The sequence below is a fragment of the Actinoplanes sp. CA-051413 genome, from assembly GCF_050955795.1.
Lineage (GTDB): Bacteria > Actinomycetota > Actinomycetes > Mycobacteriales > Micromonosporaceae > Actinoplanes.
The window spans coordinates 3,008,802-3,019,820 of the sequence record NZ_CP192100.1 but is presented as its reverse complement, the minus strand read 5'-3'; the positions used below and the strand labels follow the sequence as shown (position 1 = coordinate 3,019,820).

The 11,019-nt window shown below is 74.9% G+C and carries 7 protein-coding genes; 1 reads left to right on the top strand and 6 read right to left on the bottom strand.

The genetic code is table 11. The features are described from left to right. The first annotated feature begins 79 nt into the window (after positions 1–79). The gene (locus tag ACQP2Y_RS14305; RefSeq protein WP_433728189.1) at positions 80–2,725 is read left to right on the top strand and encodes a thiopeptide-type bacteriocin biosynthesis protein; all 2,646 of its coding nucleotides are present in this window, start codon (positions 80–82) and stop codon (positions 2,723–2,725) included. Here ACQP2Y_RS14305 and ACQP2Y_RS14300 read toward each other — a convergent pair. Genes ACQP2Y_RS14300 through ACQP2Y_RS14275 form a run of 6 tightly spaced genes read right to left on the bottom strand, consistent with a single transcriptional unit; the run spans position 2,708 to position 10,985 of the window. Continuing rightward, a complete protein-coding gene (locus ACQP2Y_RS14300; protein ID WP_433728187.1) occupies positions 2,708–3,637 on the bottom strand; it encodes a GNAT family N-acetyltransferase in 930 nt (309 codons plus the stop codon). The genes ACQP2Y_RS14305 and ACQP2Y_RS14300 overlap by 18 nt on opposite strands. Further along, positions 3,634–4,866, bottom strand: coding sequence for an arginase family protein (locus ACQP2Y_RS14295; protein WP_433728185.1), 1,233 nt, complete (start codon positions 4,864–4,866; stop codon positions 3,634–3,636). Before ACQP2Y_RS14295 ends, ACQP2Y_RS14300 begins: the two co-directional genes overlap by 4 nt. Next, a complete protein-coding gene (locus ACQP2Y_RS14290; protein WP_433728183.1) occupies positions 4,863–6,635 on the bottom strand; it encodes an ABC transporter ATP-binding protein in 1,773 nt (590 codons plus the stop codon). The genes ACQP2Y_RS14295 and ACQP2Y_RS14290 overlap by 4 nt, the downstream gene beginning before the upstream one ends. Beyond that, positions 6,632–8,305 (bottom strand): ABC transporter transmembrane domain-containing protein, encoded by a 1,674-nt coding sequence (locus tag ACQP2Y_RS14285; RefSeq protein WP_433728181.1) that lies wholly within the window; start codon positions 8,303–8,305, stop codon positions 6,632–6,634. The genes ACQP2Y_RS14290 and ACQP2Y_RS14285 overlap by 4 nt, the downstream gene beginning before the upstream one ends. Further along, positions 8,302–9,786 carry a hypothetical protein gene (locus ACQP2Y_RS14280; protein WP_433728179.1) on the bottom strand — a complete coding sequence of 495 codons (1,485 nt, stop codon included), beginning with the start codon at positions 9,784–9,786 and terminating at the stop codon, positions 8,302–8,304. Before ACQP2Y_RS14280 ends, ACQP2Y_RS14285 begins: the two co-directional genes overlap by 4 nt. Then, positions 9,783–10,985, bottom strand: coding sequence for a hypothetical protein (locus ACQP2Y_RS14275; protein WP_433728177.1), 1,203 nt, complete (start codon positions 10,983–10,985; stop codon positions 9,783–9,785). Before ACQP2Y_RS14275 ends, ACQP2Y_RS14280 begins: the two co-directional genes overlap by 4 nt. Positions 10,986–11,019: the final 34 nt, after the last annotated feature.

Here is an 11,019-nt window from a genome sequence, read left to right as displayed (position 1 = left end):
TCGGGGCTGACCTTGACTGCAACAGGGCTGCAACAAGACCCGGTGATGCTCGGGGACAGCTGTCCGAGCAGGAGGATCGATGCCATCACCGCTGCCGCCGGGCCCGGGCGCGTGGCGGTTCCTGCCGCTGGTCATGGTGCGGATGCCGGCCCTGAGCCTGGCCACGTTCGCCCGCACGACGACCGTGGACGAGTCCGATCCGGTCGGCGCCCTGTGGGGCATCCCGCAGCTGCGCGAGGCCGTCGAGCAGGCGAATCCGCAGTTCGCGCTGGCTGTCAGGCGGGACACCGGTGCGGTCCGGCGCGAGCGCCTGGCCGCCGCCTTGACCAAGTACGCGATCCGGATGGCGACCCGGCCGACCCCGTTCGGCCTGTTCGCGATGGCCGGCTTCAGCACCTGGGGCGACGGGCCCCTCGGTCCGCCGCGGACGCCACCCGTGCGGCGGCACCGCATCGACAGCCGGCGCGCCACCGGCCTGCTGCGCCAGGCCGCGCCCGGGCATCCGGTCGCGACCAATCCCACGGTTCGGGTGCTGGCCGACCGGATCACCTTTCAGCCACCGTACGCGGCCCGCCGGCGCACCCTGCGCCGCTCGGCCCGGATCGACACCCTGCTGGAGTTCGCCGCCCGGCCGCGTCCGTACGCCGAGGTCGCCGGCCTGCTCGGTGACGAGACCGTGGCGGCCCGGCTGCTGGACGAAGGGCTGCTGGTCAGCACGTTGCACCCGAGCGCACCTGACGGGTTCCCGCTGGACTGGCCGGCGGACGGCAGAATCGACCTGACGATGCGCCCGGCCGGCACGGTCGACCGCCGGCTGACCGCCGGTCTGGCCACGGCGCTGACCGTGCTGCAACGCACCGGCCTCGCCACCGACCCGGACCCGGGCCTGCGCCGGTACGCGCACGCCTTCGCCGAGCGCTACGGGTACGAGGAGGTCCCGCTCGAGGACGTCGCCGACCCGTCCCGCGGTCTCGGGCCGCTCCCGCCGCTGGCCGCCGCGCAGGACCATCCGGCCCTCGACCGGTTGCGCCGCCTGCTGGTGCGCCGCGGGCCGGTCGCGACACTGTCGGAGTCCGATGTGGCCGACCTGCCCCGGCCGGCGGGCGCAGCGGCGCCGTCGTGTGACTTGTTCGTCCAGCTGCTGCCCGATGGGCGGGCGGCTGTCACTCCCCGCGGTGCGGTCGTGCCCGGGGGCCGCGCCTTCGCCAGGTTCGCCGACGCCGACGAGCGGGTGCCGGAGCACGTCCGCGCGGCCGCGCACGCTCCCGGCGAGGAGGACATCGACCTCGTCGCCATGGACTACTGGCATGAGAGCACGATCAACCTGGGCGAGGGGACGTCGGCGTACGACTCGGTGCTGTTGTGGTCGTCGGTGCGGCCGGGGCGCCGGGCGCTGCGGGTGGGTGACCTGCTGCTGGGCGTACAGGATGGCGCGCTTTATCTGCGCTCGCGCCGCGACGGCCGGCGCGTGCTCGTGCGCACCGACCACCTGGTGGCCACCGAGACCGCGCCGCCGCTGCTGGATCTGGTCCACCGGGTCTCGCGCGCTCATCACGCCACCCCGGGCTGGAGCTGGGGGCGTTTCGCCGACGCCCATTGCGTGTTGCCGCGCGTCGAGGCTGCCGGTGTCGTCCTGGCCCCGGCCCGCTGGCGGATGGACGACTTCGCCGGCCCCGCGGCGGACCGCGAGGTCACGACGTGGCGCGCCGGCCTGCGGGTGCCACGCTATGTGTACGCCGGCACCGGCGACACCCGGCTGCTGCTCGACCTCGACCACCCGCGCCACCGGGCTCTGCTGTGCGAGCAACGCCGCCGGGGCGCCGAGTGGGCCGAGGAGTGCCTGGTCGAGCCGGGCGGGCCGGCCCACGTGACCGAGATCGTGGCGACCGCGGTCAACGACGCGTATCAGCCGCTGCCGCCGCTGCGCACCGACCGGCCCGGCGGCTTCACCGGGGCGAGCCCGGCGCGGCTCCCCGGCGACCGGTGGTGGTCCACGCATGTGTACTGCGCGCCCGGCTCGCAGGACGAGGTGCTGGGACTGCTCGCCACCTATCTGGCCGGGCAGGACGCCGGCTGGTTCTTCGTGCGCTACGACGTCCCGGCGCCGCACCTGCGCGTGCGCGTGCCCGGCGAGCTGGACATCGCGCAGTGGTGCGCGGCGCTGCGGCTGATCGCCCGGCGCGGTCCGGTGCTGCGGTTCACGCTGGAGCCGTACGAGCCGGAGACCCGCCGCTACGGCGGCCCCGCGGGCCTGGCGCTGTGCGAGCAGTGGTTCACCGTGGACACGCTCGTGGTGCTGGACGCCCTCACCCGGCGCCGCGGCGACCTCGACCCGGCCACGCTCGCCGCTGTCGTGATCGACCAGTTCGCCGCCATGATCGGCGCGTCCGTCCCGGCGATGACCCAGGCGGTGCAGCGGCTCGCCGGTCCTCCCGGCCGGCCGGACCGCCGGGCCCGGACCGAGGAGCACCGCCAACGGCAGATCCTCGTCGACCTGCTCGCCACCGGCCCCGGCGAGCACCTGGCCGGGGCGTACCGCGGGCGCCCGGTCGATCCGGCGCTGACCCGGCTGGTCGACGGCGAGGACGGCGATGCCGTGCTGGCCAGTCTGGTCCACATGCACCTCAACCGGTGGGGCCTGCCGGCGGGCGCCGAACCGGCCGGTGCCCGCCGCTGGGCCGCCGCCCGGCACAGCCTCAGCCGCCGGTCAGAACAGCAACAGTGAGTAGCGCTCCCAGCCGCCGCTGACGGTGAAGCCGAGCTCCTCGTAGCCGGTGATCGCGGCCTCGTCCCGGCGGTGCGGGACGCCGATGCTGATCGTCGCCGCGTCGGCCGGCGGTCGCCGGGTGATGTCGGCGATCATGCGCCGGACCAGGTCGAGGCCGCGGGCGGCGGGCCGTAGCCCGATCGTCTCGATCCACAGGTCCGCCGGATCGCCCGGCCAGGTCACCGTCAGCAGGTAGGCCAGCAGCTCTCCCCCGGCCGACCGGGCCACCCGGGAGGCGCCGGGTCGCAGCCCCGGATGGGCCAGCGCCGCCGCGATGGCCGCCCGGCCCCGCCCCGCGTGCGGGTCGCCGGCGAAGATCTCGGTGTAGAGCTGGCCGACCGCGTCATGGTCCGCCTCGGTGAGAGCGGTGACGAGCGCGGTGGGCACACCGGCGGGCAGCAGCGGCGGCCGCAGCGGCCTGGTCAGCTCAGTGAACGCCGAGACCGGGGCGAACCCGCGGGTCACCAGCACCGGACCCAGCGGTTCGTGGTCGTCGACGACGTCGACCAGCACCTCCACCGTCCCGCCCGCGCCCGCCGCGGCGCGGTCCAGGGACCAGTCGATCAGCCGCGACCCGGCCCCGCGGTGCCGCCAGGGCGGGAACACCTGACCGGTCACCTCGACCAGGGCGTGTCCCGCGTCCGTGCTGCGCTCCAGCCGGACGAAGCCCGCCAGGGCACCGTCCACCCGGGCCACCGCGACGTCGCCGTCGGCGGCCGCCCGCAAGGGCCGCAACAGGCGGGCGTGCCGCCGCTCGCAGACATCGCCGCCGGGGCACGCGGCGCCCGTCTCAGCGGTACAGAGCGCGGTCACGAGCCGCTCCCGCAGGGGTTCGGTGAGGGTCTCGAGCATCGGGCCGGCCGTGGTCATGGACTGTCCCTTTCTTCGCCACGGCGCCGGAACACCGCGTCGAGCGTGCGCAGCAGGATGTCGGCGACGACGATGCCCGGGGCGTCGGACGGGCTGGCGATCAGCTCGACGATGTCGACGCCGAGCACGTCGAGCCGGCCGCACAGCCCTTCGAGGAGATCCACTGTCTCCAGGTGGCCGAAACCGCCGGGCAGCAGTGTGCCGGTGCTGGTGAGCACGGACGGGTCCAGCACGTCGACGTCGATGGTGACGTGCCAGCGCAGGCCGGGTGGCAGGGCGGCGGCGAGCTGAGCGGCCGGGATCGCCAGGGCCGTCCGGCCCGGCCAGCAGCGCAGCCGGCCCGGGGCCCGGCCCACCTCGTCGGTGAGCTGGCGGATGCCGACTTGGGCGACGAACTCGACGGCCGGATCGCCCAACGCCCAGTCCAGGAAGTTGCCGTGGTGCAGGTCGTCACGCGACCCGGTGCGGATCCGGCCGAAGTCGTGGTGCGCGTCGAGATGCAGCACGCCGACGCGGTCCGTGGCGCGCGTGATGCCGTCCAGAACGGAGATCGTGATGGAGTGGTCCCCGCCGAGGACGATCGGTACGCGCCCGGCGGCGACGACGGCGGCCACCGTGTCGGTCAGGGCGGTCACCATGGCACCGCCCGGCCGGGGTGCCGTCCCGGTCAGGTCGCCGACGTCGACGAGCCGGACCCCGTCGAGCACCCGGCGGCCGCGGACCGGGTCGAACATGCCGGTGGGGCGGCCGTCGCGGACGGTGGCGCGGAAGAGCCCGGTGCTGACCCGGCGCAGGTACTCGGGCGCGAACTTGGCCCCGGCCCGGTAGGTGACCCCGGCGTCGTACGGGACCCCGATCACCACACCGTCGCTGGTCCGGCCCCGCAGTGCCCCGGCCAGGTCGGTCACGGGCATGCCGAACAGCCCGGTGCGCCGGGCCACCTCGGTCACTGCCGCCGGTGCGTACGCCCGCAGCAGCCCGTGCCCGACCAAGGTCCGCACAGCCTCGACAACGGCGTCGAGCGCCTCGTCCGTGCGGCCACCCAGGTCGGCCGAAACGACGGCGGGGCTGGTGGGCACGGCGAAGGCGGTGAGCAGCCGTGCCGCCGCCGGGCCGAGGCGCACCTCCCGGCCGGTACGGGGCCACCAGTAGACCGCGCCCGAGCCGTTGCTTGCGGGCCGCCGTACCACGTCGTCGGCGATCATCAGGACGTCGTCGCGGCCGGTCATGACGGCACCGCCCGGGCCTGGCCGCCGAGCCACGCCGACCACAGCCGCGCGTACGGCCCGCCACCGGCCAGCAGGTCGCGATGGGCACCGGCCTCGGCGACCCGGCCGTCGACCAGCATCACCACGCGGTCGGCCCGGGCGGCGGTGTCGAGCCGGTGCGCGACCTCGATGATCGTGCTGCGCCGCGCGGCCCGGGCCAGGCTCTGCTCGAACCGGGCGGCCTGGGCCCGGGAGAGGGCCGAGGTCGCCTCGTCCAGCACCAGCACCAGCGGTGCGCGCAGGATGAGCCGGGCGGCGGCGAGCTGCTGGGCCTCGGCCGGCGTCGGCGTGTACGCGTCCGCACCGAGCTCGGTGCCCAGGCCCCCGGGCAGCGCGGTCACCCAGGTGGCACCGGCCGCTCGCAGGGCACGGTCGAGCTCTTCGGGCGAGGACCCGGGACGGGCGAGGAGCAGGTTGTCGGCGACCGTACCGGTGAAGACGTGATCCTCCTGGGTGACCAGGGCGACCCGGTCGCGCAGGACATCGGCCGGGAGATCGGCCACCGCGGTGCCGCCGATGGCGACCCGGCCCTCGGTGCCGGTGTACACGCCAGCGATCAGCAGGGCCAGGGTGGACTTGCCGGCCCCGGAGGCACCGACGATCGCGATCCGCTCCCCCGGCTCGGCGACGAGGCTGACGTCGTGCAGCACCGGCCGGTCCGGCACATAACCGAACGTCACGTGCGTGACCTCGACCCGGGCGTCGGCGGGCGGGCCGGCCTCCGGCGCGGCGGCGGCCGCTGCGAGGGTGGGCCGGGAGACGCCGAAGATCCGGGCGAACGCCGCGGTCGCCGACTGGAGCTCGCCGAACCAGTAGGCCAGGTCGTCCAGCGGGTTGATCAGCGCCCGCACCAGCAGGGTGATCGCCGCGACGGCACCGATCTCGGCCCGGCCCTGCTGCACCAGGTACGCGCCCCAGGCCAGGACCACGAGCAGCGGCAGGTGGTAGCCGAGCTGCACCGCCGGGAACCAGCGCACGTGCAGGCCGATGGGCACCAGGGCGGCCTCGCGGGCGGTCCCGGTCCGCTCCCGCACCAGCGCCCGCCGGTCGTCGGCCAGGTCGAAGGCCTCCACCGTGTCGGCGCCGCGCGCGGTCTCGGTGACGGCCGAGGTGAGCCGGGCCCGGGTGGCGAACCGCGCGGCGAACGCGGCCGGGGCCCGGCGGGTGTACCAACGGGTGGCCAGGGCGATCACCGGCAGCCCGACCAGCACCCCGCCGGCGATCAGCGGATCGACCAGGAACGCGGCGACGACCGTCAGCACGGTGGTGAGCACGCCGATCAGGGTCTCCGGCACGCCGGTGCGGACGATCTCGCGGATCGCCTCCATGTCCGTGGTGGTCCGGGACAGGATCTCCCCGGAGTCGGTCTGCTCCACCGTGCCGAGCGGCAGGCCCAGGATCCGGTCGGTGAAGTCCTCCCGCAGCTCGGCGAAGACCAGCTCGCCGAGGGTGAACGCGGCCCTGGTCGCCACGAACGCCAGGACGGCGTGGACGAGCAGGCAGCCCGCGATGAGGGCGGCGGTGAGGTCGGCGTCGTGGGTGTCGAAGCCGGCGGTGATCCCGTCGACCAGCCGGCCGAGCAGGATCGGGGGGCCGAGGCCCACGACGACGGTGGCGATCTGCAGCGCCACGATCGCGGTCAGCCGGCCCCGGTGGCGGCGCTGCAGCGCCCGCAGTTCCCGGCCGACCGTACGGCGGTCCGCCAGCGGCAGCGTGCCCGGCGCGCTCATGCGTTGTCCCGGGCCACGAGCGCGCGGTAGTTCTCGTCGCTCGCCAGCAGTTCAGCGTGGGTGCCGCCGACCGGGGCACCGCCGGCCAGCAGGATCACCCGGTCGGCGGCCTCCAGGAAGGCGGCGCTGGTGGTGATGACCACGGTGGTCAGACCGGCCCGCCGGTCCCGGATCCGGGCGCACACCTCGACCTCGGTGACGGTGTCCAGCGCGGTGGTCGGTTGCACCAGGATCAGGTACGCGGGCGCGTCCAGCAGCGCGCGGGCCAGCGCCACCCGCTGCCGTTGACCGCCGGACAGGGTGCGCGCCTGCGCCCCGACCACGGTCGTCAGCCCGTCCGGCAGCGCGTCCACGACATCGGTGGCGACCGCGGTGGCCAGCGCGCCGGCGACCGCGTCGTCCGGGGCCGCCGCGCCGGGGTCCACGTTGGCGCGCAGCGTGCCGGAGAACAGGGTCGGTTCCGCGCCGTGCAGGCGGACCAGCCGGCGCAGGGCCGAGCGGTCCAGCTCCGCCATCGGTACGCCGCCGATCGTGGTGGTCACCGCGTCGAGCGGGTCGAGTCCGGCCAGCCGCGCCCCGAGGGCCCCGGCGTCGCGGTCGTCGCCGATCGCCACGACGGTCAGCTCACCGGCGCGGGCCTCGACACCGGTGCTGCCGTCGCGCAGGTCGCCGGTGGCCGCGGTGCCGGTGCCGGGCCAGGCCGTGGGCACGACGGACAGGGCCCGCAGCACGCGGTCGGCCGCCACCCGCGAGCGGGCCCGGGTGGTCACGAAGCCGGCGAGCGCGCCGAGCGGTTCGACCAGGTACGCCGCCGCGGCGTAGAACGCGACGAGCGCCCCGACCTCGATGCTGCCCCGCAGGACCAGGCGCGCACCGACCCAGGTGACCAGGATCAGCAGCACGCCGGGAAGCAGCAGCTTGGCCGCCTCGATCAGCGCCTCGGTGCCGGCGATGCCGGTGCCGGCCACCCGCGCCTGCCGCGAGGTCTCCCGATAGCGGGCGCGGAACGCGTGCTCGGCGCCGATCGACCGCAGGATCCGCAGGCCCAGCGCGATGTCGGAGCCGAGATCACCGAGCCGGCCGAGCAGCATCCGCTGCTCGCGCTGGCGTCCCTCGAGCGGCTCGGCCACCCTCGTGGTCGCCCACATCAGCAGCGGCACGCCCACCAGCACGATCGCGCCGAGCAGCAGGGAGCTGGTCAGCAGGTAGCCGGCCACCACGGCGAAGGCGACCACCGAGGCGACGAGCTGGATGAGCGCGCCCGGATAACCGGCGATCGCGTCGGTGTCCGAGGTCATGGCCGTGGCCAGCTCGCCCGGGGAGACCTCGCGGCTGATCGCCCGGGCCCGTCCCGCGACCGCCAGGCCGAGGCGCCGCTTGAGCTGGAACGCGACCTTTACCCGCAGGCGGGACGAGGCGCCGTAGCGCCACACGCTGGCGGCGATCGCGACGACGACCAGAGCGGCGAGGACTCCCACGGGACCGGCGGCCAGGCCCTCGCCGCCGGTCGCGGCGTTGAGCACGGCACCGATCGCAGCCGGGGTCAGCGCCTCGGCCACGCTGCCGAGCAGCGCGACGCCGAGGATCAGGCTCAGCGCCGGCAGGTGGCCGCGTACCGCCGAGCGCATCAGGGCCCGGCGCGACGCCGGCGCCGGGTGGGGCACGGTCATGTCAGGGGAATCGCCTTCAGGTCGGGATACCGGGCCTGCAGGGCGGCCATGTCGGGCAGGCCACCCAGGTCGCGCAGGACCTCGATGAGGGTGTCGAGGAACGGGCCGGACCGCGACCCGGCGGCGATCTTGAACAGGCCCTCGCGGCGGGCGACGCGCGGCACGATCGTCTCGAAACGGTGTGAGCGGAAGCCGAAGCTCGACCCGTGGGTGCAGCGGATGCCGCGACGCGCCACCTCCCGGCGCAGGGCGGCCAGCAGCAGCCCGTGGTTGTGCAGGGTGTCCTCGGTCAGCTTGACGATGACGAACGGGCTCTGCGCCACCCCGGGTGTGGCCGGGCGCAGGGCGGGATGCACGACCTCGGCGAAGACGCCCCGCACCGGTTCCAGCTCGCGGGCCAGGCGGGCGTTGTTGGCGAAGACCTGACCGGCGTGGCGCCGGATCCAGGCCGGATCGGCGATGAAGCCGACGTCGAGGGCGGCCGCGGCGGCGACCGGGATGCCGGCGCCGGTGGTGGCCCGGGCCAGGCGCATCGTGTCGGCGAACTGCTGATGGCTCGGCACCGCCGACGGCGCCGGGCCGGCCGGTGAGTAGATCTCGGCGATGCCGAGATTGGCCAGCTCGAGACCCTGCTGATCCAGCTTGAGCCCGGACCGCAGCTCGACCACCAGGACGTCACCGAGGCCGGCGAGGCCGTCGAGCACGGCCCGGGTCGGCCAGAGCGGCGAGACCAGCGTGGTGTCCACGACGATGATCCTGGGCCGGGCCGCGGCGGCGCGCCAGGCCCGCAGCAGCGCGGTCACGTCGAGGACGTCCAGATCCCAGTTGTAGCGCACCGGCTCGATGAGCAGCACCTCGTGGCCGCCGTTTCGCAGGCACTGTGTGAGGCCGTCGGTGTCGACCTTGTCGTAGCGCAGCACGGCCGAGCCGAGGTACTCCAGCAGCAGGTCGGTCTCGAAGTAGTCACCCCAGTACGCCACCGACAACGGCCGCCGCTGATCAGGGCTCAGCATGTGCACAAGCGACTGGAACACGTGCCCCAGACCCGCCATACAGCTGTTGAAGGTGACCACTGTCCTGTGCCAGCCGTCGGGAACGGGCCCGGTCGCCAGCCGGTTCTCCAGGTGAGCGACCGGCAGGCCCCGCTCGTAGCTGTGCGGGAAGGCCAGCCCGCTGGGCAGGCGCCGGTCGCCGGTCGAGTCCGGCGAGCGGAAATGTTCCTCGTCCAGGCGGTGCCCGCGTCGCAGCAGCAACGTCCGGAGCCGCTCGGACGCGGTCTCCAGGCGGTGCTCGGCGGCCCGCGCGTCCGCGGCCACGTCAACCGCGGCGAGCCGGCTTCGGAAGCGGGCCCAGTGCTGTTGATCGCCGGCATCCTGGGCCTGCGCGAGGGCGGCGAGGCCGGTCAGCAGTTCGCGTTCGAGGCCGAGCTCGTCGCGGTGCCGCCGCCCGGTCGACGGCGCGACCTGCGTGCCCGCACTCATGACACCGGCCGGATCCCGGTGCCGTCGTACGCGTACTCGCCGGGCGGCTCGAGCCGGTTGAACCACCGCCGGTTGGTCGAGGTGTAGGCGCCCGAGGCCGTCAGCACAAGCCGGTCCCCCACCGCGCAGGGGCCGAGGTCGAACGTGGAACGCCGCCCGCGCACATCGGTGCCGAAGAAGTCGTTCTCGTACAGCGTGTTGCCGGCCAGCAGGGTGGCGCGGACCTCGCCCGGCGTCGCGTCCGGGTCGGCGGGCAGCACGGCCGGCCGGTGCCAGGGCGCGTAGTTCCAGGCCGAGGCGTCCACCGTCACCACATCGGCGGCGAAGGCCGGATGATCGCGTTCGGCCGACAGCACGGAGACGAACAGGTAGCCGTGCGGGCCGAGGACCCCACCGCCGGGCTCGAACTGCAGCGTCATCGGCCGGCCCGTGCGCTCGCGCCACTGCCGCACCGTGCGGTCGACGGTGGCCAGCGCGGCCAGGGCCGCACTGCGCTGGGCGTAGAGGCTGAAGAAGCCGCCGCCCAGGTCGATGGTGTGCAGGCTCGGGAAGGCCTCGGCGACCGCCAGCAGGTAGCGGGTCTTGAAGATCAGATGGGCCGCGCTCATCTGCCCGGTGTGGGTGTGCAACCGGACGAGCGGATTTCCGGTACGGCCGAGCAGCTCGTGCAGGCGCGGATCGGTGGCGAGCAGCCCGAAGCGGCTCTGCCCGCCGAAGGTGCTGTGCTCGTTCTCGATCTCGTCCGGCAACGGCACCCGCAGCCGCACCCCGACGGGCTCGCCCGGGAAGGCCGCGCAGAGGGCGTCGAGCTGCTCGTACGAGCTCGCGTCGACGAGCACCCCGTCCGCGCGCAGCTTCTCGGCGTCGGCGATCGAGAAGGCCGGGCCGGTGGCGGTGATCCGGGCGAACCCGGCCGCCCGGGCCAGCTCGTACTCTCCGACGGAGGCGACGTCCGCGCCGAGGCCCAGACCCGCCAGCTCGCTCAGGATCCCGATCGTGTGACATGCCTTCAGGGCCACGTTGAGCTGAGCTCCGTGCACCGTGGCGACGTCAGCGGCGAGCATGCCGACCGAGTGGCGCAGCCCCTTGAGGTCGTAGACGAGCGACGGTGTCGGCAGCTCCAGCGCGTACCGGAACATCGCGGCGTCCGGGAACCGCACCAGCGGCGGCACCGGCCGCCCGGCCGGGGGTGTGGTCACGTCAGGTTCCCTTCGTCTGCGGGCCGGACGGTGC

Excerpts from the sequence above, each read along its gene's own strand:
- ACQP2Y_RS14285 (WP_433728181.1), bottom strand. The coding sequence starts at position 8,305 with ATGACCGTGCCCCACCCGGCGCCGGCGTCGCGCCGGGCCCTGATGCGC.
- ACQP2Y_RS14290 (WP_433728183.1), bottom strand. The coding sequence starts at position 6,635 with ATGAGCGCGCCGGGCACGCTGCCGCTGGCGGACCGCCGTACGGTCGGC.
- ACQP2Y_RS14305 (WP_433728189.1), top strand. The coding sequence starts at position 80 with ATGCCATCACCGCTGCCGCCGGGCCCGGGCGCGTGGCGGTTCCTGCCG.
- ACQP2Y_RS14300 (WP_433728187.1), bottom strand. The coding sequence starts at position 3,637 with ATGACCACGGCCGGCCCGATGCTCGAGACCCTCACCGAACCCCTGCGG.
- ACQP2Y_RS14280 (WP_433728179.1), bottom strand. The coding sequence starts at position 9,786 with ATGAGTGCGGGCACGCAGGTCGCGCCGTCGACCGGGCGGCGGCACCGC.
- ACQP2Y_RS14295 (WP_433728185.1), bottom strand. The coding sequence starts at position 4,866 with ATGACCGGCCGCGACGACGTCCTGATGATCGCCGACGACGTGGTACGG.